The organism is Bifidobacterium tissieri (assembly GCF_002259645.1).
Lineage (GTDB): Bacteria > Actinomycetota > Actinomycetes > Actinomycetales > Bifidobacteriaceae > Galliscardovia > Galliscardovia tissieri.
This window is the reverse complement of record NZ_MWWV01000004.1, coordinates 1-26,664: the sequence shown is the minus strand read 5'-3', so window position 1 is coordinate 26,664 and position 26,664 is coordinate 1. Positions and strand designations below refer to the sequence as shown.

At 61.8% G+C, this 26,664-nt stretch carries 18 protein-coding genes; 11 read left to right on the top strand and 7 right to left on the bottom strand.

Annotated elements, in window-relative coordinates; genetic code table 11:
* The first annotated feature begins 34 nt into the window (after positions 1-34).
* The 8 genes from BTIS_RS03115 to xylA all read left to right on the top strand — a co-directional run bounded on the left by BTIS_RS03115 (position 35) and on the right by xylA (position 12,401).
* On the top strand, positions 35-853 hold the full coding sequence (locus tag BTIS_RS03115) for a YhjD/YihY/BrkB family envelope integrity protein (protein ID WP_169713050.1): 819 nt from the start codon (positions 35-37) through the stop codon (positions 851-853).
* Between the two features lie 316 nt (positions 854-1,169).
* The gene (locus BTIS_RS03110) at positions 1,170-2,798 is read left to right on the top strand and encodes an ABC transporter substrate-binding protein (RefSeq protein ID WP_094662561.1); all 1,629 of its coding nucleotides are present in this window, start codon (positions 1,170-1,172) and stop codon (positions 2,796-2,798) included.
* 198 nt (positions 2,799-2,996) lie between these two features.
* A complete protein-coding gene (locus BTIS_RS03105) occupies positions 2,997-4,103 on the top strand; it encodes an ABC transporter permease (protein ID WP_094662559.1) in 1,107 nt (368 codons plus the stop codon).
* 1 nt (position 4,104) lies between these two features.
* Positions 4,105-5,232, top strand: coding sequence for an ABC transporter permease (locus tag BTIS_RS03100; protein ID WP_094662557.1), 1,128 nt, complete (start codon positions 4,105-4,107; stop codon positions 5,230-5,232).
* 2 nt (positions 5,233-5,234) lie between these two features.
* Entirely contained in the window at positions 5,235-6,974 is a 1,740-nt protein-coding gene (locus BTIS_RS03095; protein ID WP_094663060.1) for a dipeptide ABC transporter ATP-binding protein, read from the top strand.
* Positions 6,975-7,260: 286 nt separating this feature from the next.
* On the top strand, positions 7,261-8,892 hold the full coding sequence (locus BTIS_RS03090; protein WP_094662555.1) for an ABC transporter substrate-binding protein: 1,632 nt from the start codon (positions 7,261-7,263) through the stop codon (positions 8,890-8,892).
* Between the two features lie 281 nt (positions 8,893-9,173).
* Positions 9,174-10,865, top strand: a complete 1,692-nt coding sequence (locus BTIS_RS03085) for an ABC transporter substrate-binding protein (protein ID WP_094662553.1) — start codon at positions 9,174-9,176, stop codon at positions 10,863-10,865.
* A gap of 189 nt (positions 10,866-11,054) precedes the next feature.
* The gene (xylA, locus tag BTIS_RS03080) at positions 11,055-12,401 is read left to right on the top strand and encodes a xylose isomerase (RefSeq protein WP_094662551.1); all 1,347 of its coding nucleotides are present in this window, start codon (positions 11,055-11,057) and stop codon (positions 12,399-12,401) included.
* A 170-nt stretch (positions 12,402-12,571) separates the two neighbouring features.
* Here xylA and BTIS_RS03075 read toward each other — a convergent pair whose 3' ends face one another.
* Positions 12,572-14,098, bottom strand: coding sequence for a xylulokinase (locus tag BTIS_RS03075; protein ID WP_094662549.1), 1,527 nt, complete (start codon positions 14,096-14,098; stop codon positions 12,572-12,574).
* Between the two features lie 274 nt (positions 14,099-14,372).
* On the opposite strand from BTIS_RS03075, the gene BTIS_RS03070 reads away from it, so the two are divergent.
* Positions 14,373-15,671: an ROK family protein gene (locus BTIS_RS03070; protein ID WP_094662547.1), complete on the top strand. Its 1,299-nt coding sequence runs from the start codon at positions 14,373-14,375 to the stop codon at positions 15,669-15,671.
* A gap of 54 nt (positions 15,672-15,725) precedes the next feature.
* On the opposite strand, the gene BTIS_RS03065 is transcribed toward BTIS_RS03070, so the two are convergent.
* The 3 genes from BTIS_RS03065 to BTIS_RS03055 all read right to left on the bottom strand — a co-directional run bounded on the left by BTIS_RS03065 (position 15,726) and on the right by BTIS_RS03055 (position 18,223).
* Complete coding sequence (locus tag BTIS_RS03065) at positions 15,726-16,007, bottom strand: hypothetical protein (RefSeq protein ID WP_094662545.1); 282 nt, start codon at positions 16,005-16,007, stop codon at positions 15,726-15,728.
* A gap of 102 nt (positions 16,008-16,109) precedes the next feature.
* Entirely contained in the window at positions 16,110-16,607 is a 498-nt protein-coding gene (locus BTIS_RS03060) for an NUDIX hydrolase (RefSeq protein ID WP_094662543.1), read from the bottom strand.
* 2 nt (positions 16,608-16,609) lie between these two features.
* Entirely contained in the window at positions 16,610-18,223 is a 1,614-nt protein-coding gene (locus BTIS_RS03055) for an aminopeptidase P family protein (RefSeq protein ID WP_094662541.1), read from the bottom strand.
* A 243-nt stretch (positions 18,224-18,466) separates the two neighbouring features.
* On the opposite strand from BTIS_RS03055, the gene BTIS_RS03050 reads away from it, so the two are divergent.
* Complete coding sequence (locus tag BTIS_RS03050; protein WP_094663058.1) at positions 18,467-19,882, top strand: bifunctional folylpolyglutamate synthase/dihydrofolate synthase; 1,416 nt, start codon at positions 18,467-18,469, stop codon at positions 19,880-19,882.
* Positions 19,882-23,439: a chromosome segregation protein SMC gene (gene smc / locus BTIS_RS03045; protein WP_094662539.1), complete on the top strand. Its 3,558-nt coding sequence runs from the start codon at positions 19,882-19,884 to the stop codon at positions 23,437-23,439. The genes BTIS_RS03050 and smc overlap by 1 nt, the downstream gene beginning before the upstream one ends.
* A gap of 98 nt (positions 23,440-23,537) precedes the next feature.
* Here the strand turns inward: smc and BTIS_RS03040 are convergent, their stop codons facing one another.
* From BTIS_RS03040 to BTIS_RS03030, 3 genes are all read right to left on the bottom strand, one after another.
* Positions 23,538-24,254: an aspartate/glutamate racemase family protein gene (locus BTIS_RS03040; protein ID WP_094662537.1), complete on the bottom strand. Its 717-nt coding sequence runs from the start codon at positions 24,252-24,254 to the stop codon at positions 23,538-23,540.
* A gap of 192 nt (positions 24,255-24,446) precedes the next feature.
* Positions 24,447-25,685 (bottom strand): carboxylate--amine ligase, encoded by a 1,239-nt coding sequence (locus BTIS_RS03035; protein WP_094662535.1) that lies wholly within the window; start codon positions 25,683-25,685, stop codon positions 24,447-24,449.
* Between the two features lie 16 nt (positions 25,686-25,701).
* On the bottom strand, positions 25,702-26,664 hold a 963-nt coding region (locus BTIS_RS03030; RefSeq protein ID WP_245819240.1), incomplete at its 5' end, for a glutamate ligase domain-containing protein.

The following is a 26,664-nucleotide window of genomic DNA, read 5'->3' as shown; positions in this document are numbered from 1 at the left end:
AGTACGTTGGTGGAAACGATCACTGCCCGGTCGTATTGTCGACCGATATCTGTCACATCGCGGTTCGCTAATGGGCAACGGTCTGGCCTACGGTCTGCTGTTCGCGTTCTTCGCCGGTGTATGGATGGTATTGTCTCTTGCCGGTGTGATCGTCATCGGCAACGAGCAGCTGCAGCGGTTGCTGATCGAGACGGTGGACACGGTAATTCCCGGTAGTGCCGATACCTTCATGTCCGCGTCGGCGTTGTCCAAGGCATCGAACACGTTCACGTGGACCGGTCTGGTCACCGTCGCGATCTTCTGGTGGACGGTCACCGGGTGGATGGATTCGTTACGCACCGCCGTGCAGTCCATGTTCGACGACTATCAGGATGACGTCGATCTGGTCAAGGCGCGACTGCGTGACACCGCCGCCATCATGATGGTTGCACTGCTGTTCATTCTTTCCACTGTTGCCGGTACCGTCTCCAGCGGTCTGATGCGCACACTGCTGACATGGCTGGGTATTCCGGGAGATTCGTTCGCCGGCTCGCTTGCCTTGGATCTTGTGGGTCTGTGCTCCGGTCTGGTATTGAATTTCCTGTTGTTCATACTATTGCTCCGCGTGGTTTCGCATATTCACGCCGGTCGGTTCATGATCGCCGCCTGCGTGCTCGGGGCGGTGACGCTCACGGTGATGCAGCTGTTCGGCACCAGACTGCTGGGAGGTGCGTCACGGAATCCGTTGCTCGCGCCGTTCGCCGCCATCATCGGCGTGCTCATCTGGTTCAATCTGGTGGCACAGGTGATCATGATCTGTGCGGCGTTCATCGCCGAATGCCGGAACGATCCCACCCTGATGGGGACGCGGTGACTGCAAACCGATACGGAACAGCGATATCGGCCGCGCATTGGTCGCTCGTGTCCGTCTGCCCGTCCCAGTTTCCGCTGTGGGCGTAGCGGATCGCGGAGTCGCGATCATCGCCGAGTTCACCGTGCCGCAATATTCCGTCAACCCTACCGTATGGTGAGATGTTACCTATAAATATCCTAGGCATTCGCTATAACACTTATTTGTACTTTTGTACCCTGATATGGCCTGGTCGATGTGCGTATCGCGCCGCCGTCCATGGTCTGTGACGTTCAGGCCGCCGGAGACGGCGGAAGGAAACAAACGAAGAGAGGTACTCGTGCAGAGTAAAAAGATTCTCGCGGCGCTCGTGTCCGTCGCCGCGATCGCGTCGCTCGCAGGCTGCGGCGGCGTCAAGGATGACGCGTCCTCCGCGGATTCCAATGCCATCACCATCGGCACCACCGACAAGATCGTCAGCCTCGACCCGGCTGGCCAGTATGATAACGGCTCCTTTGCCGTGATCATCAACGTGTTCCCGTTCCTGTTCTCCCAGAACTACAATGAGTCTGAGATGAGCCCGGACATCGCCGCCGACGAAGGCAGCTGGAACGCGGACGGCACGGAGTTCACGGTGAAGCTCAAGTCCGGTCTGAAGTTCGCCAACGGTCATGACCTGACCTCCTCCGACGTCAAGTTCTCGTTCGACCGTGTGAAGAACATCAATGACGAGAACGGCCCGTCCTCGCTGCTCGCCAACATCGAATCCATCGATACCCCGGACGACACCACCGTGGTGTTCCACTCCGCCGTGAAGAACGACGTGACCCTCAAGCAGGTTCTCGGCTCCCCGGCCGGCCCGATCGTCGATGAAGAGGTCTTCAGCGCCGACAAGCTGACCGACGCCGACACCATCATCAAGGGCAACGCCTTCGCCGGTCCGTACAAGCTGACCTCGTTCAAGCTCAACGAGGCTGTGGCCTACGCCAAGAACGACGCCTACCAGGGTCTGACCCCGGCCAAGAACAACGCCGTGCAGGTGAAGTACTTCTCCGATGCCTCCAACCTGAAGATGGCCATCGAGCAGGGACAGGTCGATGTGGCATACCGTACGCTCACCCCGACCGACATCTCCGACCTCAAGAAGAACGACAAGGTCAAGGTCATCACCGGCCCCGGTGGTGAGGAGCGCTTCATCACCTTCAACATGAAGGTGATGCCGTACGGCGAGTCGCAGCCGAACGCCGATGCGAACAAGGCCAAGGCCGTGCGTCAGGCCGTTGCCAGCCTGATCGACCGCGAGGATCTGGCCAACACCGTGTACAAGGGCACCTACACCCCGATGTACTCCTACATCCCCGATGGCCTGACCGGTCACGAGGACACCTTCAAGTCCGCTTACGGCGACGGCAAGGGCGGTCCGAGCGTGGACAACGCCAAGAAGATCCTCTCCGACGCCGGCGTCGACACCCCGGTCGATCTGAAGCTGCAGTACAACGCCGAGCACTATGGCTCGAGCTCCGCCGACGAGTACGCGGCCATCAAGTCCCAGCTCGAGCAGGGCGGCCTGTTCAAGGTGGATCTGCAGCAGACCGAGTGGACCCAGTACCAGAAGGAACGCGTGGTCACCGACAGCTCCGATGGCGCCTACCCGGCCTACCAGCTGGGCTGGTACCCGGACTACTCCGATCCGGACAACTACCTGTCCCCGTTCTTCCGTGACGGCAACTTCGTCAACAACGGCTACTCCAACAGCCAGATCAACGACCTGATCGTCCAGCAGGCCGGCGAGCAGGACTCCGCCAAGCGCGTGGAGCTCCTCAAGCAGATCCAGCAGCTGGAAACCGAGGACATCTCCACCCTGCCGCTGCTGCAGGGTGCGCAGGTGGCCGTGACCGGTACGAACATCTCGGGCGTGACGCTCGACGCTTCGTTCCGCTTCCGCTACGCCTCCGTGACCAAGTCCTGAGGCTGACCCATGTGAACGTCGAGGTCCCGCCGTCATGATCACGAGAGCATCATGTTCGTGAAACATAGCGGGACTACGATGTTGCACATATATTGCAAGGGGGATGCCCGACGCCGCCCATCAAGGCGCGTGCCGGACATCCCCCTTTACCCAGTAAAGGCCCCGTGACAATCGGGGCACCGACCCAAGGAGAAACGAGTGGCGTCGAAAGCCCAAGCTCTCAACGATCAGTCGCAGAACGCAGCGGCTGACACTCCTGAGAAACCCAAGAAAAACAGGATATCCGGCGGGTTCTTCCGATTCGTCATCGTCCGATTCCTGCTGATCATCCCCACCATCTTCATTCTGGTCACCATCGTGTTCTTCGTGATGCGAGCCACCGGTGACCCCATCACCGCCGCCCTCGGCGGACGACTGACCCCGCAGGAACTGCAGGCCAGAATCCACGCGGCCGGATACGACCGGCCCCTCATCGTGCAGTACATCGACTATCTCGGTGGACTGCTCCACGGTGACCTCGGCACCACGCTGACCGATAACCAGCCGGTGATCTCCGTTCTCACCCGCTATGGTGCCGCCACTTTCGAACTGGCCATTCTGGCCCTCATCATCGCGCTGATCGTCGGTATCGGCCTGGGCCGTATCGCCGCCCGCCGCCGTGATCGCGCCGTCGACGCCGGCATCCGCACCTTCGCCATCCTGTGCTACGCGACCCCCGTGTTCTTCCTGGGTCTGCTGCTCAAGCTCATCTTCTCCGTGTGGCTGGGCTGGCTGCCGAGCTCCGGACGGTCCTCGCTGGCCTCCGAAATGCAGTTCAGCCGTCTGGTCTCGCCCACCGGCCTGTACATCGTGGACGCCCTGCAGCTGGGTGACATGACCGTGCTGCTCGACGTGCTCCAGCATGCCGTGCTGCCAGCACTGGCCCTGGGTCTGCTGACCGCAGGCGTGTTCATCCGTCTGGTGCGCACCAACGTGATCAGCACCTACACCTCCGGCTACGTTGAGGCCGCCCGTTCCCGCGGCGTCTCCGAGAAGCGTCTGCTGAGCAAGCACGCCTGGAAGCCGGCCCTGATCCCGATCATCACCGTGATGGGCATGCAGATCGCCCTGATGCTCGCCGGTGCCGTGCTCACCGAGACCACCTTCGAGTGGAAGGGTCTCGGATTCATGCTGTCCACGTATCTGAAGGCGCGTGACTTTACCGCCGTGCAGGGCATCGTGATCCTTATCGCGATCATCGTGTCGGTGGTGAACTTCATCGTCGACGTGATCAGCGCCCTGATCGACCCGAGAGTGAGGTACTGACATGACCGCCGCCAATTCCGCGCCCACCGTTCCCGGCGACGATCGCCTCGCCGAACTCAAGGCCAAGAACCAGCAGTCGTTCTTCGCCAAGCTGCCCATCGTCAAGCAGCTGCGCATCGCCGTCGGCTGGCAGAAGGGTATGCTCATCACCGGTCTGGTGCTGTGCGCGTTCTTCCTGCTGGTCGCCATCTTCGCCCCGCTGATCGCGCCCTACGGCTACTCGCAGATCAAGGATGCCAGTGGCAAGTCCTTCCCGACGCAGTCCGCACCGCGCGCCGAGCACATCTGGGGAACCACCGTCGGTGGTTTCGACGTGTTCAGCCGTACCGTGTGGGGTACGCGTACCGCCGTCATCGCCATCCTCGTGGCCGTGGTCTGCTCGATCTTCATCGGCGTGATCCTCGGTCTCGTCTCCGGCTACTTCGGCGGTTGGGTCGACCGCGTGCTCGTGGTCATCGCCGACGCCATCTACTCCTTCCCGTCCCTGCTGCTTGCCATCCTCATGGCCATCATGATCTCCGGCGGCCAGTCCGGCCTGTGGGCGGGCATACTGTCGTCGGGTCTGTCGATCACCGTGGTCTACATTCCGCAGTACTTCCGCACCATCCGTGCCGAGGTCGTGCGTATGAAGGAATCCGCGTTCATCGAATCCGCCCGTGTGATCGGTGCCCCCACCTGGCGCATCATGACCAAGCACCTGCTGAAGAACTCCACCCGTACGCTGCCGGTCATCCTCACGCTGAACTCCTCCGAAGCCATCCTGACCCTCGCCGGTCTGGGCTTCCTCGGCTTCGGCATCGAGCCGACGGCCGCCGCCGAATGGGGCTACGACCTCAACCGCTCCGTCTCCGACGTGACCGCCGGCATCTGGTGGACCGCCGTGTTCCCGGGCGTGGCGATCGTGCTCATCGTGCTCGGCATCACGCTGGTGGGCGAGTCCCTCAACGATCTCGCCGATCCGCGACTGCGTGCCCGCAAGTCCGCCGGTGAGGTCATCGGCAGTATCGAGGACACGTCCGTCGATCCTTCCACGCAGAAGGATGCCGCCGAGGTCGTCTTCACCGATCCGAAGACGAAGGCCGCCGACACCCAGTCCGAATCCACGTCCAACGCGAGCAAGGGAGAATGATCATGGCTGATTCCGTGAAGAAGAACGCCGACGCCGTGAACGACGGCGATCTCGCGTCGATCAAGGACCTGAGCGTCTCCTTCGTGACCGACGCCGGTCCGATCAAGGCCGTGGACAAGGTGAACCTCACCATCCCGCGCAAGTCCATCGTGGGCATCGTGGGCGAATCCGGCTCCGGCAAGTCCGTAACCGCCCGCTCGATCCTCAAGCTGCTGCCCGAGACGGCATCCACCTCCGGTGCCATTTACCTCAAGAGCCGTGACGGCTCCAAGGAGATGGACGTGCTTTCGCTCTCCGGCGAGCAGCTGCGTGAAATGCGCGGCGAAGAGGCGGCCATGGTGTTCCAGGAGCCCAACTCGGTGCTCAACCCCGTGTACACCATCGGCTGGCAGATCGCCGAGGGCCTGCGCGCCCACGGCATCACCGACAAGAACGAGCAGCGCGCCAAGTCCATCGACATCCTCAAGAAGGTGGGCATCCCCGACGCCGAGACCCGCATCGACTACTACCCGCATCAGTTCTCCGGCGGTCAGAAGCAGCGTATCGTCATCGCCATGGCGCTCGTGCTCAACGCTGGACTGATCCTTGCCGACGAGCCGACCACCGCACTCGACGTGACTGTGCAGGCCGAGATCCTCGATCTGCTCCGCATGGCCCGTGACGAATTCGACGCCTCCGTGCTGATCATCACCCACAACATGGGTGTGATCGCCGACGTGGCCGACGACGTGATCGTGATGTACCGCGGCCATGTGGTGGAGCAGGGCAGCGTGGAGCAGATCTTCTACTCTCCGCAGCATGACTACACCAAGCGACTGCTGGCCGCCGTGCCTCGCATCGGTCAGAAGCTCGTCGTGAAGGATGAGAACGGCAATGTGGTCGACCGCAAGGTCGACTGGCGCACCCAGCCCATCGCCGTCAAGGCCCGCGGACTGGAGATCACTTATCCGGGTCACCTGATGCAGCCCGATTTCAAGGCCGTCAAGGGCATCGACTTCGACATTCACCGCTCCGAAGTGGTGGGTCTTGTGGGTGAATCCGGCTCCGGCAAGTCCACCACCGGTCGTGCCATCGCCGGCCTGCAGCGCATCTCCGGCGGTTCGCTCAACGTGCTCGGCATGGAGATGAGGGGCTTCAAGGAGCGCGATTTCAAGCCGAAGCGCGCCGATATCGGTTTCGTGTTCCAGGACCCGGGCAGCTCGTTCAATCCGCTGATGACTATCGCGCAGAACGTGGCCGAACCGCTGCTCGTACACAAGAAGTACGATTCGCTCGCCGCCGCCCGCAAGTACGTGGAGGAGCTGCTCGAGATGGTGCAGCTGCCCAAGGCGTACATGGACCGCTTCCCGCACGAGCTGTCCGGCGGTCAGCGTCAGAGGGCCTCGCTGGCCCGCGCCCTGGCGCTCAAGCCGCCGCTGCTGATCGCCGACGAGCCCACTTCCGCATTGGACGTGTCCGTGCAGGCCAAGGTGCTTGAGCTGTTCAAGCGCCTGCAGGTGGAGATCGGCTTCGCGTGCCTGTTCATCACCCATGATCTTGCAGTGGTCGACATGCTCGCCGATCGTGTGATGGTGATGCATCAGGGCGAGATCGTGGAGCACGGCGACACCGATCAGATCCTGAGCAACCCGCAGAATCCGTACACCAAGAAGCTGCTTGCCTCGCTGCCGATCCCGGATCCGCGTGAGCAGGCCGAGCATCGTGCCCAGCTGCACGCGCTGCTCGCCGAGGAGAACAAGTAGATACCAGCGGATTACCACCGGGGTGGTCCTCGATTCGCGTGATGCATTCCGGATGGCTCACGACGGATCCCGAATTCTGACCGTGGACAAGGCCCTCGTCCCATCGTGGACGAGGGCCTTTCTCGTATGATGCCATTCCTTATGTCTATCGTTCCCATCGGAAACAATCGTCATCTGTTCGGTCGCTTCCCCTAACGAAGGAGAAACCAAGACGCAACATGGGAAGCGGATAGTCAAGGCAATCCCGCACATCCCCAGCGGGAACGTCAGGAGGAAGACGAACCCTATGAATATCAAGAAGATCGGAGCGGCTGTGGTATCCGTGGCCGCTGTGGCGTCGCTGACCGCGTGCGGCGTCAAGGACAACGGATCGTCAACATCGTCGTCCGGCGACACAGTGACCATTGGCACCACCGACAAGATCGTGAGCCTCGACCCGGCCGCCTCCTACGACAACGGCTCCTATGCCGTGCAGATCCAGGTGTTCCCGTTCCTGTTCGCACAGGACTATGGCAAGTCCGATATGAGTCCGGATATCGCCGCCGATGATGGTTCGTGGAGTGCGGATGGCAGTGAGTTCACGGTGAAGCTCAAGTCCGGGTTGAAGTTCGCCAACGGTCATGATCTGACCTCCTCCGATGTGAAGTTCTCGCTCGACCGCATCAAGACGATCAACGATGAGAACGGTCCGTCCTCGCTGCTTGCCAACATCGAGTCCGTCGACACCCCGGACGACACCACCGTGGTGATCAAGGACTCCGTGAAGAACGACGTGACGCTGAAGCAGGTGCTGGGGTCTCCGGCCGGCCCGATCGTGGACGAGCAGGTCTTCAGCGCCGACAAGGTGACTGACGCCGACACCATTGTGAAGGGCAACGCCTTCGCCGGTCCGTTCAAGCTGACCTCGTTCAAGCTCAACGAGGCGCTTGCCTACGCCAAGAACGATTCCTACAAGGGGCTTACCCCCGCCAAGAGCAGCACCGTGCAGGTGAAGTACTTCGCCGATGCCTCCAACCTGAAGCTTGCCATCCAGCAGGGTCAGGTGGATGTCGCCTACCGCCAGCTCACGCCGACCGATATCGCCGACCTCAAGAAGGACAGCAAGGTCAAGGTGGTCAATGGCCCTGGTGGTGAGGAGCGTTTCATCACCTTCAACATGAAGGTGATGCCGTATGGCGAGTCGCAGCCGAACGCCGATGCGAACAAGGCCAAGGCCGTGCGCCAGGCCGCCGCCAATCTGATCGACCGTGAGGCGTTGTCGGAGAACGTGTACAAGGGCACCTACACCCCGTTGTATTCGTTTATTCCGGATGGTCTTGCCGGTCATGATGATACGTTGAAGGCGACTTATGGCGACGGCAATGGCAAGCCGAGTGTGGAGAAGGCGAAGCAGGTGCTGGAGGCGGCTGGAGTCGACACCCCGGTCGATCTGAAACTGCAGTACAACGCCGAGCACTATGGTGCGAGCTCCGCCGACGAGTACGCGGCCATCAAGTCCCAGCTGGAGAACGGCGGCCTGTTCAAGGTGGATCTGCAGCAGACCGAGTGGACCCAGTACCAGAAGGAACGCGTGGTCACCGAGACCTCGGACGGTTCATACCCCGCCTATCAGCTTGGCTGGTTCCCGGATTATTCCGATCCGGACAACTATCTGTCCCCGTTCTTCCGTGACGGCAACTTTGTCAACAACGGCTACTCCAACCAGCAGGTGAACGATCTGATCATCCAGCAGGCCGGCGAGCAGGATTCCGCCAAGCGTGAGGCGTTGCTCAAGCAGATTCAGGAGCTGGAGACCGGTGATCTGTCGACGATCCCGTTGCTGCAGGGTGCTCAGGTGGCCGTGACCGGCACGAACGTTTCCGGCGTGACGCTCGACGCCTCGTTCCGCTTCCGCTACGCGTCGGTGACCAAGAGCTGACGAAACCGAAACCGGTTTTTCCTCGGCACATCATCACAACAATGGGTGTGGCTGATCCCACGGGTGGTATCTCGTGGGATCAGCCACACCCATTGTTGTGATGATGCACCGACCACGTATCCCCGCCATGTGGGACATCTCTCATGTTCTGAGTCGGCATTTGGGCGTTATACGGCGATATCGGTTTTCCGTATATCGATATGACCTTCGGCGCCATTCGAATGCGTGATAATGATGTTTGGCCGTCACAGGGATGACGACGTGTACATGGGGGATGCGGAATGTCAAGACAGTTGGTGGTGGAACAGGGCGCCTCGAAACGGGGGCGGGAGAATCAGTGGAAAGGATCCACCCGGTCGCATATCGCGGTTGTGGCATTGCTGACCACGGTTCTGCTGGTGCTGTCGGGCTGTGGGGGAGTGCGGGACGATGCCGCCCTTTCGGGTGACGTCGTATCCATTGGCACCACCGACAAGGTGAACATGCTTGATCCCGCAGGCACGTATGAGACCGGATCGTATGCCGTGTTCATGCAGATCTATCCGTTCCTGTTCTCGCCGAACTATGGCAAGTCCGATATGAGTCCGGATATCGCCGCCGATGATGGTTCGTGGAGTGCGGATGGCAGTGAGTTCACGGTGAAGCTCAAGTCCGGGTTGAAGTTCGCCAACGGTCATGATCTGACCTCCTCCGACGTGAAGTTCTCGCTCGACCGCATCCGTACGATCGGCAGCGCCAACGGTCCGTTGCCGTTGCTGGCGAATATCCAGTCGGTCGAAACGCCGGACGATACCACCGTGGTGATCAGGGATGCCGTGAAGAATGACGTGACGCTGAAACAGGTGCTGGGATCGCCGGCCGGTCCGATCGTGGACGAGCAGACGTTCAGCGCAGGCAAGCTCACGGAGGATTCGATCATCGTCGCATCCAACGCCTTCGCCGGACCGTATGCATTGACCGATTTCAAACTCAACGAGTCGGCGATCTACCGACGCAATACCACCTACCGTGGCCTCACCCCGGCGAAGAATAGTGGCGTCCAGGTGAAGTACTTCGCCGACCCCGCCAATCTCAAACTCGCCGTTCAGCAGGGTCAGGTGGATGTGGCGTATCGAACGCTCACCCCGACCGATATCGCCGACCTGCGCAAGGATGCCAATGTACGAGTCGTCACCGGGCCCGGTGGCGAGGAACGGTATCTGGTCTTCAATATGAAGATCATGCCGTATGGCGAGTCGCAGCCGAACGCCGATGCGAACAAGGCCCTGGCCGTGCGCCGCGCGGTCGCACACTTGGTGGACCGCACCGCCTTGGCGAACGGCGTGTACAAGGGTACGTATACGCCGTTGTATTCGTTCATTCCGGATGGTCTTGCCGGTCATGATGATACGTTGAAGGCTGCCTATGGTGATGGCAATGGCAAGCCGAGTGTGGAGAAGGCGAAGCAGGTGTTGGAGGCGGCCGGCGTCGATACCCCGGTCGATCTGAAGCTGCAGTACAACACCGATCATTACGGTGCGACATCGACCGATGAGTATGCGGCGGTGAAGACGCAGCTGGAGAACGGCGGTCTGTTCAAGGTGGATCTGCAGCAGACCGAGTGGACCCAGTACACCAAGGATCGTGTGGTCAGCAAGACCTCGGATGGTTCGTACCCGATCTATCAGTTGGGTTGGTTCCCGGATTATTCGGATCCGGACAACTACCTGTCCCCGTTCTTCAGAAGCGACAACTATCCCAGCAACGGTTATCACAATGCGCAGATGGATGATCTGCTGGCACGGCAGGCCGGCGAGCAGGATTCCGCCAAGCGCGAGGCGTTGCTCAAGCGGATCCAGGAGCTGGAGACCGGTGATCTGTCGACGATTCCGCTGTTGCAGGGTGCTCAGGTGGCCGTGACCGGCACGAACGTTTCCGGCGTGACGCTCGACGCCTCGTTCCGATTCCGCTACGCGTCAGTGACGAAGCAGTAGTCCCAAGGATTGCCCTGAGTGTGGACGACTCCAGCCGGCAATAAGTTTTTTGATTTGACAAACATTATTCGATGGTTTTACTATATGAATGTTCCTGATGGAAGGTACGCAGACCTACCGTCGCAGACGTATTGCCGTGATTCGGGTCAGATCCCGACGGCAAGAGACGACAAGAGCAAAGGAGTTCTCATGGCACTGTGGAACATCGACAAGATCCCGTACGTCGGACGCAAGGGCGGCGCCAAGGAGGGGCTTGGCTTCCGCTACTACGACGCCGACAAGATGGTTGCCGGCAAGAAGATGAAGGACTGGCTGCGTTTCGCGGTCGCCTACTGGCACACCTTCGATCAGCGTCTGGTCGACCCCTTCGGCGATGGCACTGCCGAGCGTCCGTATGACAGGTACACCGATCCGATGGATCTGGCGCTCGCCAAGGTGGACTACGCCTTCGAGTTTTACACCAAGCTCGGCGTGGAGTACTTCTGCTTCCACGATCGCGACGTCGCCCCCGAAGGCGACACGCTGCGCGAGACCAACGACAACCTTGACAAGGTCGTCGACAAGATCGAGCAAAACATGAAGTCCACCGGCGTCAAGCTACTGTGGAACACCCAGAACCTGTTTACCAACCCGCGCTTCGTCTCCGGTGCCGCCACCTCGCCGTTCGCAGACATCTTCGCCTACTCCGGTGCACAGGTCAAGAAGAGCCTGGAGATCGCCAAGCGCCTCGGTGCCGAGAACTACGTGTTCTGGGGCGGCCGCGAAGGCTACGAGAACCTGTGGAACACGCAGATGCATCGCGAACAGGCCCACATGGCGCAGCTCTTCCACCTCGCCGCCGACTACGCCAAGGAGATCGGCTTCGATGGCCAGTTCCTCATCGAGCCGAAGCCGAAGGAGCCGACGAGCCACCAGTACGACTTCGACGCCGCCGCCGCGCTCGCGTTCCTCAAGACCTTCGATCTGGACGACGTGTTCAAGCTGAACCTCGAAGGCAACCACGCCAATCTGGCAGGCCACTCCTACCAGCACGAAGTGCGATTCGCCCGCGAGAACGGCATTCTGGGCTCGCTGGACGCCAACCAGGGTGACAAGCTCATCGGCTGGGACATGGATGAGTTCCCGTCGGACCTCTACGATTGCGTCGCCGTGATGTGGGAGGTGCTTGCCAACGGCTCCATCGGCCCCCACGGTGGCCTGAACTTCGACGCCAAGCCGCGTCGTACGTCCTTCGCCCCGGATGACCTGTTCCGCGCCCACATCGTCGGCATGGACTCCTACGCCGCCGGTCTGCTTGTCGCCGCCAAGATGCACGAGGACCACTACATTGAGGACCTGCAGGCCGACCGCTACAGCTCCTACGAGTCCGGCATCGGTGCCGACATCGAATCCGGCAAGGTGACGCTGGCCTCCCTCGAGGAGTACAGCCTCGACAAGACCCAGGCCGAACTGCGCGCCGCCACCAAGTCCGACCACCTCGAGCAGGTCAAGGCAACGATCAACAACTACATCATCGACGCGCTCGCCGAAGCGTGATGTCTGACCGTCTGAAAACCGTTGTCCCATAAGGGAAGCCCGGTATGCGTCCATTGTGGCACGTACCGGGCTTTTCATGTTTTGGGCACATGTTTGGTGATATGGGAATGCCCGGAACCGGCCCTCCATTGAAGGAGACGTTTCCGGGCATTGTGCGAGCGGGCAGGGTCCTAGCCGCGATGGCGCGCGTAGGATTCGTAGACCTGCGGGGTCGGCTCGGCGGATTCGATGCCTTCGATCATCGTCTTCCATGCCGGTGGCTCGGTCGTCGCCTTCGAATTCGTGCCGGCACAGGACAGTACCCAGGCCGCCTGGCGGGCTGCGCCGATGGCGACGTATTCGTCAGTGGCGGGCAGCGTCACGTCCATGCCGAACACGGCCGGGGCAAGTGTGCGTACGGCAGGTGATTTCGCGCCTCCTCCGATGAGGAGGATGCGGTCGATGCGGGCGCCGAGCGCGCGCACCAGCTCGATGCAGTCGCGCTGCGAGCACAGCAGTCCCTCCACGAACGCCCTCGCCAGATTCTCGCGAGTGGTATTCGCCAACGTCAGGCCCTCAAGGCGCGCTGTGTCGCCAGGGCGGTTTGGTGTGCGCTCGCCGTCGAAGTAGGGGATCAGCGTGATGCCGCCAGCACCGGGCTTGGATGCGAACGCCAACGTGGCAAGTTCGTCGTAGTCCACGCCGAGGGCATGACGTCCGGCGTCAAGAATACGCGATCCGTTGATCGTGCAGGCCAATGGCAGGAAGTGGCCGGTGCAGTCGGCGAATCCGCTGATCGCACCCGTGAGATCGTAGACCGGTCGTTCGGCGATCGCCGCGGCAACGCCGGACGTGCCGAGCGACACCGATACGTCGCCGACGCTCATCGACAGGCCGAACGATGCCATGGCGTTGTCGCCGCCGCCCGGGCCGAGCAGACATCCTCCATTGACTTCGCTGCCGGCGACCTGTGAAGAAGCCTTGACCGGTGCGGCTTCGGTCGGGCCGAGCACTCGGGGCAGAATCACGTCATGGCGTCCAAGGGCCATGTCGAGCAGGTCGAGACGGTATTCGTTGGTCGCGGCGTCGAAATAGCTGGTACCCGAAGCGTCGGAGCGGTCGGTGAACAGCGCGTCGAGATGGGCGTCCTCGCCATCGGCGACCGGTCCATAGCCGGCGATGCGCCAGCTCAGCCAGTCGTGCGGCAGACAGATCGCGGCGATGTGCGCGGCGTTCTCCGGTTCGTGTTCGGCGACCCACGCCACCTTGGTCAGCGTGTACGAGGCGACGGGGGAGGAGCCCACGGCCTTCACCCAGCGCTGTACGCCGCGTGCATGAATCGATTCATCGTCGTTGCCTGCCGGTTCGTCGTCCTGTGCGTCGGGTTCTCCGAGGCGACGGATCAGCGCTTCCGCCTGCGGTGCCGAACGGGTGTCGTTCCAGAGCAGCGCGTCTCGGATCACCGCACCGTGCTCATCGAGCAGGACCATGCCGTGCTGCTGTCCGCCGACGGCGATCGCAGATACGTCGTCGAGCCCGCCGGCCTGTTCCGCGGCTTCGAGGAATGCGTGCCACCATGCCTCGGGGTCCACGCTGGTGCCGTCGGGGTGTTTCGCCGAGCCGAATCGTACGAGTTCGCCTGTCGCCGCGTCGGTGACGCGTACCTTGCATGATTGCGTGGATGTGTCGACTCCGGCTACCAGAATCCTTGTCGTCATAACCGCTCCTAAATCGTGTATGCCGTCCCCAATGCGTTGACATTGGATATCGACCTCTAGTATACCAATTAATTAGACGAAAAAACTAAATAATGGGGTGGGGCGATGCACAGCGCACGTGCGTGGAGGACAACAGGACGAACATGTTGTAGGGTATGTGAAGTACGTTGTTCGACAGCATTCAATACCGCAGCATCCAGTGGTGCGCCGGACACATAGGCGGCGGAAAGGTCCATGCCGCTATCCATATACCGAGGAGCCGAAGAGGACAGCCATGCCACGATCGAGAAGCATCAATCAGGACGACCTGCGCAACCACAATCTGTCGGTGGTGCTCACCACGCTGCTGCAATCGGTCTCGCCGATGAGTCGTGCGCAACTGGCCAAGTCCACCGGACTGACCAAGGCCACCATGTCGCTGCTATCCGACATCCTGCTCACCAACGAGGTGGTGGAGGAGCTGGACCCGCAGCAGAAAACGGGGAACGGCCGCCCCAGCACTCCGCTGGCGTTCCGTCCCGGATGCTGGGTGGGGATCGGCATGCAGATCAACACCGACGGCTACGGCTATACCGTCACTGATATCGCCGGCGAGACCGTGATGGAGGAGTGGATCGACAAATCGATGACCGGCACGACGCCCGATGACGCATTCGCTGCGCTCGACGAGCTGTTGCGTCCGGTGGAGGCCACCCTCAAACGCCGCAACTATCGGATCGTGGGTGCCGGGCTGGCGCTTCCCGGTCTGATCGCGGAACTGGAAGACGGTGATCAGCGGTTGCTTATGGCACCGAATCTCGGCTGGGAGAATCTGGACCTGCATCGTTTCGAGGTGATGCGCCGACTGGAGGCGGTATCCGACAATGAAGCGAATCTTGCCGCCATTGCGCAGATCCCCGGATATGCCTCATGCCGTCCGACGGCACAGGTCAAGGATGTGGCGGAGATGACGCATGCCGATCGTTCCTCGACCGAGTCCCGGCCCGACGAGACGCTGTCCCCGGAGGATTCGTTCCTGTACATCTCCACCGACGTCGGCGTGGGCGGGGCGTTCGTACGTGCGGGGTCGCTGGTCCGTGGCGACCACGGATTCGCCGGAGAGATCGGCCATGTGTCCGTGGATATGAACGGCCCCGAATGCCGGTGCGGGCGTCGTGGCTGTCTGGAGATGTACGCCGGTCGACGGGAACTGGTGCGTAACGCCGGCATAGCCGATGGCGACGAGGCCGTGCAGGGACGCTACGTGAAGGAGCTGCACGACCGGTGGCGTGCCGACGACGACCGTGCGGTGTACGCCATTGATCAGGCACTCAGCGCCATGGCGTCGGCCGCATCGTCGGCCATCAACATGCTGGATGTGGACACGATCGTGCTCGGTGGATTCTGGTCCGTGTTCGGCGACGATCTCGCCGCCCGCCTGCGTGAACGGGTCATACCATGGGTGCTCGCCCGACATGCGTTCAATCTGCGGGTGCTGTCATGCTCCTCCCTGGAGCGCCCGGCCTTGCGAGGTGCGGCCGCCTTCGGCCTACGTCGGCTTATCGAACGGCCGATGGATTATTTGGATATCTGAATGGATATCCGATCACGTTGCCGTCGGTCGAGGGTTCGACCGACGGCAACGTGATCAGCGGAAATCGAAGATGTCCCAGTGCGAGGCGAGGAAATCGTTGATCGGACGCAGATGACCGACCACGTATCCCACCACGGCGGCGATCAGCACGATCCAGGATTCGGAATCCGAACCGACGAAATACATGCAGACCAACATGCCGATGAGCAGGGTCACCAGCGCCATCGAGAAGATCATCTGGGAGCGGTCCATCATGCGTACGTTGGTCGGCAGCGATGCGTACAGCACGCCGATCACGAACGTGAGTATGCCGAAGATGATGGTGAGAACGGACATGGGTTCCTTTCTTGGGGATGTCCCGGGAAATATGCGTGTCCGTCGTTCAATGAATGATCAGACGGACACGGAATTGAATATCGTGACTGGTGAGACCGTCGACTACTGCAGCGAGAACAGGGCCCGGCCGTCTCCGGCCTTCCACTGACGCACATAGCCCATGCGTTCCACCGTGGTGGCGGCCAGAGGGGACGGCAGATCGTTGACGTCGAACCAGCCGACGTTCAGACTTTCGTCATCGCCCACAAACGGATCGGTGTTGCCGTCATCGGCCAGTCTGCAGACGAACAGATGATCCATGTACATGGCCTGGTCCCCGTTGCCGTAGGCAATCATCTGCGTGGACGACTTGACGGATACCAGATCGGTGGGCACACAGTCCACGCCGGTCTCCTCCTTCACCTCGCGCACCACGGTGACGGCGGGCTCCTCGCCGGGCTCGTTGATGCCGTACACCATGGCCCACTCGCCGGTGTCGCTGCGACGACCGAGCAGTGCGCGACCATCGGCATCCTCCACATAGGCCGATACGCCGATCAGCCACAGCGGGTCATGGCCGATTTTCTTGCGCAGTTCGAGAATGAACTTAGGCGTCGCCATGATCAGTGCTCCTTGCCGGTGGAATCAGTGGCCGCGGCGCGCTCGGCCATCCATGCCTCGACGTCGTCGGGCTGCTTCGGAATATCGTGGCTGATCCATTCGGGGCCGTTCTCCGTCATGAGCACGTCGTCCTCGATGCGGATGCCGATGCCACGGTACTCCGGCGGGACGAGCAGGTCGTTCTCCTTGAAGTACAGTCCCGGTTCGATGGTGAACGTGATTCCCGGCGTGATCGGACGCTCCTGATACGACTCGAACCGCGCCTGCGCGCAGTCATGCACGTCAAGGCCCAGATGATGCGCCACGCCGCAGGCAAGCCATCGACGATGCTGTTGGCCTTCGGGGGAGAGGGACTCCTCCACACTCACCGGCAGGATGCCGAACTCATGGAGCGACTCGGCGATCGACCGCATCACTGCGTCATGGATGTGCCGGTAGGTCACGCCCGGCACGGCTGCATCGAAACCGGCCTGCTGCGCCTTGAGCACGGCTTCGTACAGGCGACGCTGGAACGGCGTGAACCTGCCGTTGGTGGGGAAGGTGCGGGTGATGTCGGCGGTATACAGGCTGTTGACCTCCACGCCGGCGTCGATGAGTAGCAGGTCGCCGTTGGCGATGCTGCCGGTGTTGCGCATCCAGTGCAGTGTGGCCGCGTGGGCTCCGGATGCCACGATCGTCTCGTAGCCCTCGTCGTTGCCCTCCTCGCGCGCGTTGGCGTTGAACGCGCCCTCAAGGATGCGTTCGCTGCGCGGCTTGTCAAGCGCGCCGGGCAGCGCGGTGAGCATACGGTCGAATCCGCGCTTGGTGGCGGCCACGGCCTTGCGGATCTCACCCACCTCATACTCGTCCTTGACCATGCGGGCCTCGGCCGCGTACTCGTGCAGACGATCATCGGCGGCACGGTTGCGATCCGGATCGGACCAGCCGTTCTGCTCGCGGATGCGCTCCACCTCGGAGGTAAGCTGCGGATCGGCCTCGCGCACCACGCGCAGCTGCACGGCACCGTCCTCCGGACCGACGTCCTTGGACAGGGCGTCCTCGAGCTGCGAAATGTCACGCGTGGCCAGACCGGTCATCGTGGTGAACTCCTTGAGGCCCGGGCGGGCGCCCACCCAGTACTCGCCATAGCCGGAACGGTAGTAGTCTTCGGTTGTCTGATCGGCGCGTGGCTTGAGGAACAGCGTGGCGGTGTGCGTCCTGCCCTCCTTGGCCTCCTCGCCGTTCGGGTCCACCGGGTCGAGCACCAGCACGGCACCCGCCTCATAATCCTCGCCCAGACCCGTGTAATAGGCGAACGTGGTGTCCGGACGGAACGCGTAGTCACAGTCGTTGTTGCGCGTCTTGGGCTGGCCCGCCGGAATGATGATGCGGCTGCCCGGGAAACGCTTGCCCAGCGCCTCGAGACGCGCCGGAATATAGGAGCTGGATTCGAGCGAGGTGACACCGGGATCCACCGCACCCCAGCCTTCGGTCATGAACTGGCGGAACGACGCCGATCGGGGGGAGAGGGTTCGGTTGGTCACACGCTCGCCTACCGCCTGTGCGTTCAGCTCCTCCTCGTCCTGCTCGTATCGTTTCGCCGCCTGTGCGTTCCGCGCCTCGTCGCTTGCCGACATCACGCCGCTCCTTTCGATGAATGCCTATGCAGATCCTGCATTGCTACCGTTCATCTTAGAAGATGCCTCATGCGAATGCCGCCAAATATCATGGTGTTGCCGTTTGACGATGTACGCCCGTCGCGTATGTGTGATCGTGGTCACAGCGATTGCCTAGAATACATCGAGCATCGATGTGCGGCGATGGTTCGCGCATCGGATCATTCAGACGTGACACGCGGAAAGGGCATGAAGGCACAGGGTATGTCTTTCGAACATCCGAACACTGCAGGAACAAGCCTCAACGAGGTGTATCGTACGATCATGAAGCGGGCACCGGAGCACGATTTCGACCCCACACTCGATCGCATGGCGATGATGATGGACCTGCTGGGACACCCGGAGCAGTCGTTCCGCGTGGTGCACATCACCGGCACGAACGGCAAGGGATCCACGGCTCGCATGGTCGAATCGATCTGCCGCCATTATGGTCTGCGCACCGGCCTGTACACGTCGCCGCATGTGGAGTCGATCACCGAACGCATCTGCATCGACGGACAGCGTCTGTCCGACGATGAGTTCGTTGACATCTGGGATCAGATCAAGGATTTCGTGGACCTTGTCGACGCCAGATCCGTTGAACAGGGCGGACCGAAGATGAGCTTCTTCGAGGTGCTCACCGCCATGGCGATCTGGGCGTTCGCCGACGCCCCTGTGGACGTGGCCGTCGTCGAAGTCGGCATGGGCGGCCGATGGGACGCCACCAATGTGCTCGATGGGGACGCGTCGATCATCGGCCCAGTGGATATGGACCACATGCAGTGGCTGGGCGACACCGTCGAGCAGATCGCCGGAGAGAAGGCCGGCATCGTCAAGCCCAACTCCACCGTGATCGTCGGACCGCAAACCCACGAGACCGTACTGCCGATCATCGAGGACGCCGTACGCGAACAGGGCGCCCAGGGGCTGGTTCGCGACGGACAGGAGATGGAGGTCGTCTCCCGGCAGCCCGCCGTCGGAGGACAGGTGGCGACGCTGCGCACTCCCAACGGTGTATACGAACAGGTTCCGATCGCCATGTTCGGCGAGCACCAGGCGCACAACGCCCTGTCCGCGCTCGCCGCGGCCGAAGTGGTGATCCCCGTCAACGGCCCTCTGGACGGCGACGTGGTGGCCGAGGCGCTGGGCAGTGTAAAGGTGCCCGGCCGCATCGAAGTGGTTCGTACCTCACCCACGATCATCGTGGATGGCGGTCATAACATTCAGGCGGTCACCGCGCTGCGCGGGGCAATCGAGGAGAACTTCTCCTTCCAGCACCTCATCGGTGTGGTCTCCATGATGGCCGACAAGGAAGTGGAGTCCGTGCTCGGCATACTCGAACCGATGCTCGACACCATCGTCGTCACCCAGAACTCGTGGACGAGCCGTGTCATGCCCGCCGAGGACCTTGAGAAGATCGCCATCGACGTGTTCGGTCCCGATCGTGTCATCCGCAAGGACTTTCTGCCCGACGCCATTCAGGCTGCCGTCGATCTCGCCGATGAATCGGACGAGACCGGCATCGGCTACGGTCAGGGCGTTCTCGTCTGCGGCAGCTTCGTCACCGCCGGTGACGCCCGTCATCTGCTGAAGGAACAGCCGAACGCCGACCTCGCCAAACCGAAGTCGGAGCGCGCCTAGTGTATCTTAAGGAACTCACGCTCAAGGGCTTCAAATCCTTCGCATCCGCCACCACGCTGCGTTTCGAGCCCGGCATCACCGCGGTGGTGGGTCCCAACGGTTCCGGCAAGTCGAATATCGTCGACGCACTGACCTGGGTCATGGGAGAGCAGGGGGCGAAGAATCTACGCGGCACCTCCATGGAGGACGTCATCTTCGCCGGCACTTCCTCCCGTCCGGCACTCGGCCGTGCACAGGTGTCGCTCACCATCGACAACACCGATCGCGTGCTCGACATCGACTATACGGAAGTGACGATCTCCCGCACCATGTTCCGCGGCGGCGGCTCCGCATATGAGATCAATGGCACCCCGTGTCGTCTGCTCGACATCCAGGAGCTGCTCAGCGACACCGGGCTCGGCTCACACATGCACGTGATCGTCGGTCAGGGACGGCTCGACCGTATCCTGCACGCCGACCCCGCCGGGCATCGCGCATTCATCGAAGAGGCGGCAGGTATCCTCAAGCATCGCAAGCGCAAGGAGCGCGCGCTACGCAAGCTCACCGCCACCGAGGCGAATCTGGCCCGACTCGACGATCTGTTGGGCGAGCTCAGACGCCAGATGGGACCACTCGGACGCCAGGCGCGCATTTCGCGCAAGGCCGATGCCATTCAGGTGTCCATACGTGACGCGCAAAGCCGAATCATGGCTGACGACGCCACGCAGCTGATCGCACGCAGAGCTGCCAATCGTGAGGAGCTCACCCGTGTTCGAGGCGAACTCGCCGACGAACAGCGAACGCTGGCCGAAGTCAAAATCCGTATCGAGCAGATGGAGGCCGCCTCCCGAGCCTCCTCGCCGACCATCGCCAGCCTTACCACCGCATGGCATGAGATGAGTCAGATTCATGAACGACTGGAATCACTCGCCTCGCTGGCCGAGGAACGTCGCGGATCACTGCTTGGACAAATCACCGAGAACATGGGCGAGGACCCGGAACTGCTTGACCGTCGAGCCGACGAACTCACCACTCAGGCCAACGAGCAGCGCACCAAGGCGGATGCCGAGCAGCAGACCCTCACCCATGCGCAGGAGCATCGTGCCGATCTGGAACGGCAGCTTGCCTCACTGAGGCAGACCATGACGGAACTGCGCAACAGCACCCGCGAGAAGGAAGGACGTATCGCGCAGCTGCGCGAGCTCATCGCCCGTGAGGAAGCCCTGATGCAGTCCGCCGCAGCCCAGCGCAACGACATCGCCGGTCAACGGGATGCCATGATCGTTCAGCTGGACGCCGCGCTCGCCGAACAGAACGAGCTTGAACGCCAGACGCCCGAGAACGACGAACCCGACGGCACCGCGCTCACCGCGGCCCGTACCGTACTTGGCCAGACCCAGGCGAAGGTTCGGGAACTTGAGGACCGGCATCGCACGGTGGAGACCCGCATCGTCTCGCTCAAGGCCAAGGCCGATGCACTCGCCGACACGCTCGACGGGCGTAATGCGGCCGGTGCTCTGGAGCAGGACCCGCAGACGGGTGCACTGGGACGCCTCACCGACTTCATTCAGGTGAAAGACGGCTGGGAGGAGGCCGTGTCCCATGCACTCGACGTATTCGCCGGTGCGATCGTGGTGGCCGATGAGACAAATATGGAGCATGCGCTGACCCGTGCGAAGTCGGACAGACTGGGCAGGGCCGTCCTACTGAGAACACTCGATGGTGATGATGACGATCTCGTCGATGACGCCGTCGACGCCATCACCAGTGCCGCTGATCTCATTCACACCAATCCGAATGCGGATGCCGACACCGCCCATGGCACGGTCCGTGCCGTACGACGACTCCTCGTCGACGTGGCGGCCGTTCGCTCACATGACGAGGCAATGCAAGCCGTACGACACGGCTGGCGTGCGGCGGTCACCATGGACGGGGAGCTGTTCCGTGACGATGTGGCGGCGATGGGCGGTACGGTGCTTGCCCAGAGCGAACTGAGTCTGGCGGCCCGTCGCAATCGCGCCCTGACCGAGGCGGACGGACTGTCCGACGAGCTTGCCTCACTGGACACTGATCTGGCGAAGGCCCGTGAGCAGGAACGGCAGGCGTCCGACCGTGTGCAGGCCGAACAGAATCGTCTCGCCGAACGTCGTCTGCAGATCCAGCAGTCCCGTCAGCGATTGCAGACAGCGGTGGAACGAACGTCTGGACTACGTTCCCGACTGACGGCGTTGGACGACAAGGCCGCCACCATCGACGAGCGACAGCGGTCGCATGCACTGAGGCTCGATGATCTCAACCGTGCACTGGCATCCATGGACTCCCCTCAGGACGCACACTCGGATATCGATGAACTGAGCGTACGCGAACATGAACTGGAACAGGCACTGACCGTCGCCCGCAACGACGAGCTTGCCGCCACCATGGCCTGGAACGAGACGTCGCGTCAGGTCCAGTCCCTTGTCCGTCAGGCGGATCTGTTGCGGGACAATGCCCGTCAGGCCGAGCAGCGTCGTGCCAGACTCGAGGCGCTCAACGACAAACGCCGGTCGCAGGCCGCTCAGGCGGCGCGTGTCGCCGATCGTGCCAAGGCCGTGGCCGCGGATCTGGCCCTGCGCATCGCACAGGTGGAGGAGCGCCGCGTGGCCGAGCAACGGACCGCGGCACGAAACGACGACGAGCTCGCCGAGCTTCGGGAACGTCGCGGACGGCTGGAGCCCCGCGTGGCCGAACTACGCAGTCGGGAACACGGTCTTGATATGAACCGCGAGCGCATGGCGTCCGACTACGAGCAGCTGGAGTCACGCATCGGCGAGAGTCTGGGCATGACACTCGAGGAAGCGGTGCGCGACTATGGTCCCGACAAACCGGTACCGGTATTGGACGAGACAGGCAACCCGGACGGCGAGACCGACTACGTGCGTGACGAGCAGGTGCAGCGGCTGGAACGGGCCAAACGCGATCTCATCAAACTCGGCAAGGTGAATCCTCTCGCCACCGAGGAATACGATGCGCTCAAGGCACGCAACCAGTACCTCAACGATCAGCGCAACGACGTGTCCCGTTCCCGTGACGATCTGATGTCCCTGATCCAGCAGCTGGACACCACCATGGTCGACGTGTTCCGCAAGGCGTTCGACGACACCGCCGAGGCGTTCACCAGCATGTTCGGGGTACTGTTCCCCGGCGGTCATGGCACGCTGAAGCTGGACAATCCGAACGACCCGCTGAATTCAGGAGTGATCGTGCAGGCTCGTCCGGCGGGCAAGCGTGTCCGTCAGCTGAGTCTGCTGTCCGGCGGCGAGCGCTCGCTGACCGCGTTGGCGTTCCTCTTCGCGATCTTCACCGCGCGTCCCAGTCCGTTCTATGTGATGGACGAGGTGGAGGCGGCGCTCGACGATGTGAATTTGACGCGTCTGCTTGAGGCGTTCGAGAAGCTGCGTGAGCACGCCCAGCTGATCGTCATCACGCATCAGCAGCGCACGATGGGCATTGCCGATGCGTTGTATGGCGTGACGATGCGCGCCGACGGCGTCACCGCCGTGGTGAGCCAGAAGCTCGATCAACACCTCGATCAGTAGGGAATAGCCGAAAACAACAATGGTAGGACGCTCGGAAGTGAGCGTCCTACCATTTTTTCGTCAGTGGCATGAGTGCTGAACGCGGCCCCTGTTCATTCCTATCCGCGCAGCTTCTTGGCACGGGCGACCGTGTCATCCACCAGAATGGCCTGCGCGTCGATGATCGGCTTGTCAGGCATCGGGAACGCCTCGTTGAGCACGGACAGCTCGGTGCACCCGAGGATCACCGTATCGCACTGGTAATAGTCGAGCATGGTGGTGATGGCGGCCTCGTAGCGTTCCCGATTGAGATCTCCGGTGCCCTTCACATCGTGGTAAATCAGATAATCCACGCGGTGCTGCAGACTGTCATCCGGTTCCACGAACTCGTATCCGGCCTCTTCAACGGCCTTGCGGTATACGCCCGAGGCACGGGAGCCTTCGGTACCCATGAAGCCCACGCGGCGGTACTCACCGGCCGGGTACAGGCGGCTCATGCGCTTCACCGCGCCACGCGGCATGTGCATGATCGGCACATCGGTGAGTGCCTGGAACCGGTCGAAGAAGTAGTGGGCGGTATTGCAGGTGAGCACGATGAAACTGGCACCCATGGCGGTCGCCTTCTCGATGTCATCCGCGATCACGGGGAAGGGATCCTCGTCGCTGCGGCCGAGAATGAAGTCGGTGCGATCCGGCACACTGGCGTCGTTGAATACCACGTAGTCGAGGAAGTCCTGATCGCGGTGTGCGTGCGTGGCCTGATTGACCAGACGGACGTAGCTTTCGGTAGCCAGGGATCCCATGCCGCCCAGAACAGCGAAAAACGGTCGTTTCATGTATGCTCCACTTGCCTTTGTCTGCTTCCTGCGGCATCGGGACGATTCGAGATGTTGCAGTCGCGCGTTGATTCGAATTTGCCTGAGAAGCAATGATAGCAGTGGCATGATCACGAGCCGGCAACCTTCCGGTCACCGGCCGGATCCCGTTACGAAACGATCACGCGGCATGCGGGACACTGCGTGATCGCGTCACTGCTTGACCGTGAAGTACTTGGCGTAGCTCTTCTTGTAGATGGAGAACATGTGACGGATCATGAGCCATCGCAGCGGATTCATGTCCTTGGAGTATTCGAGCGTGGTGCCCCAGTCGCCGGACTTGAGCATGGCCTCGCCACGACGCTTGTCATCGCCTTCAGCCACGTAGCCGGTGAAGATGGAGCGCGGAATCTCCAGCCACAGCTTGGAGCCGCGGCCGAACACAGTATCGCCGTCGAACGGCGTATCCTCGACCAGATCATCCACGAAGTACTTGGCCAGATTGAACCCGTTGAGCGTCACGAAGTAGCTGGATCGGCCCTGGCGCAGATTGATCTCGAACAGCTTGTACTTGCCGTCGCGCTCGTCGTACTTCATGTCGAAGTTGGCCACGCCCTCGTACTTGATGTCCTCGAGGAACGCCTTGATGGTGCGGAACACCTCCTCGTTGTAGTCGGGGATGATGGCCGCGTAGTTGCCCGCCGCGACGGGGGAGGGGTCCTCGAGCAGCGGATGGCCGAGGAACATCATGCGCACGCGGTGATGCCTGTCCACGTAGGCGTTGAGCACACGCATGCGGCTGTCGTCACCGGGGATGAAGTCCTGGATCACCATTTCGGACGTATAGCCGGCATCGTAGGCCCGCGTGATGATCGTCTCCAACTCGGCGGGGTCCTTGAAGATGTAGGCCTTGCGACGGCCCTCGAAGTCAATGCCCAGCCATTCCACGCTATTCGCCGGCTTCATGGCCACCGGATAGTCGAACGGCAGGTTGCGGTATTCCCCGGCGCGCACCTCGTCGGCGGTCAGGGAACGGGTCTTCGGATGCGGCAGATCGTACTGCTCGCAGATCTCGTAGAACGTGGTCTTGTAGGCGAGACGTCGGGACAGGCGGATATCGAGCGTGTTGTAGACGAAGTACTTGCGCAGATCGTCGCCGCACTGGCTGAGCAGATTCGCATACACGTCGCCGCAGGGGATGAGCAGCAGCGTACGGTCCGGGTCCTCGGCCTTCATGCGCTTGCCCAGATCAAGCATGAAATCGCGGAACTTCACGAAATTATTGAAGTCATCCACAATGTGCACGTTGACGATCCTGCTGAATTTGGTCGGGCTCAGCTGGAAGTACGCGTACGCATCGGATACGATGCCGTACTCCTCGTGGAATGCACGGGCCATGCCGTACACATTGATGTCGCTGCCCAGCAGAATCGGCTGGAATTTCTTCGCCATGGTGGTTGTTCTCTCCTTAGTTCAGTCCGAGCTCGCGGCGCACGATCGTGGCGTCGCCGGGCCAGTAGACGGCCTTGCCATCGATGATGTTGCGGGTCTCATGCCCCTTGCCGATCACCAGCACGATGTTGAATCGTTCCGCGTGTTCGCGGGCTTCGCGGATCGCGGTGACGATCGCCTGTTCTCGATCCACGATGATCTGCACCTCGGCCGATTCGTCGCTGACGAACGAGGCCATCTCCTCGCAGATCTTGCGCGGGTCCTCGAAGTTCGGATCATCCAGCGTGAAGATGAACGATTCCGCACGGCCGAGCGCGCCCTTGACGATTCCCTCACGCCGGTCGATCGCCTTGCCGCCAGTCGTGCCGGCCACCAGTGTGATGCGCGGATGGCGCTCGCCGTACACGCGCAGCATCTCGTCGACCAGTGCCTTGGTGGACATGTAGTTGTGCGCGAAGTCCACGTACACGTGCAGTCCGTCGTCCCCCACGAACCGTTCCATGCGGCCGGGGACCTGCACGCGTTCGATCGCGTGCATCGCGGGATCGTCGAACGGTACGCCGGCGCGGTGTGCGATCGCCACGGCCGCCGCGGCGTTGAGGAAGTTGAATTCGCCGAGCATGTCCAGTTCGAACGACTGCGTATCGTCGTGGAAGGTGATGTCGAATCCGGTCTTGCGGCTCGGATCGGGCGTCATGATCATGTCGACGTGGGTTTGCGATTCATGGCCGCCGTCCGCGGCGTCGATGCCGAACGTCGTCGTCGGCGCGTCGTGCTGTTCGGCCGCCTGCAGCAGCAGACCGAGATGGTCGCTGTCCGCGCCGATCACCATGGCGCGGCTGTTGGCGATGATCTGGCGTTTGCAGTGGAAGTAGTCCTCGAAGGTGGGGTGTTCGATGGGGCTGATGTGGTCGGGGCTGATGTTGAGGAAGGCGCCGACGTCGAAGGTCAGTCCGTGCACGCGGTGGACCTTGTAGGC

Bases quoted from the DNA above. Each gene is read 5' to 3' on its own strand.
- BTIS_RS03090 (WP_094662555.1), top strand. From the start codon at position 7,261: ATGAATATCAAGAAGATCGGAGCGGCTGTGGTATCCGTGGCCGCTGTG.
- BTIS_RS03035 (WP_094662535.1), bottom strand. From the start codon at position 25,685: ATGGCGAAGAAATTCCAGCCGATTCTGCTGGGCAGCGACATCAATGTG.
- BTIS_RS03100 (WP_094662557.1), top strand. From the start codon at position 4,105: ATGACCGCCGCCAATTCCGCGCCCACCGTTCCCGGCGACGATCGCCTC.
- BTIS_RS03085 (WP_094662553.1), top strand. From the start codon at position 9,174: ATGTCAAGACAGTTGGTGGTGGAACAGGGCGCCTCGAAACGGGGGCGG.
- BTIS_RS03050 (WP_094663058.1), top strand. From the start codon at position 18,467: ATGTCTTTCGAACATCCGAACACTGCAGGAACAAGCCTCAACGAGGTG.
- BTIS_RS03095 (WP_094663060.1), top strand. From the start codon at position 5,235: ATGGCTGATTCCGTGAAGAAGAACGCCGACGCCGTGAACGACGGCGAT.
- BTIS_RS03065 (WP_094662545.1), bottom strand. From the start codon at position 16,007: ATGTCCGTTCTCACCATCATCTTCGGCATACTCACGTTCGTGATCGGC.
- BTIS_RS03075 (WP_094662549.1), bottom strand. From the start codon at position 14,098: ATGACGACAAGGATTCTGGTAGCCGGAGTCGACACATCCACGCAATCA.
- BTIS_RS03040 (WP_094662537.1), bottom strand. From the start codon at position 24,254: ATGAAACGACCGTTTTTCGCTGTTCTGGGCGGCATGGGATCCCTGGCT.
- BTIS_RS03070 (WP_094662547.1), top strand. From the start codon at position 14,373: ATGCCACGATCGAGAAGCATCAATCAGGACGACCTGCGCAACCACAAT.
- BTIS_RS03060 (WP_094662543.1), bottom strand. From the start codon at position 16,607: ATGGCGACGCCTAAGTTCATTCTCGAACTGCGCAAGAAAATCGGCCAT.
- xylA (WP_094662551.1), top strand. From the start codon at position 11,055: ATGGCACTGTGGAACATCGACAAGATCCCGTACGTCGGACGCAAGGGC.
- BTIS_RS03055 (WP_094662541.1), bottom strand. From the start codon at position 18,223: ATGTCGGCAAGCGACGAGGCGCGGAACGCACAGGCGGCGAAACGATAC.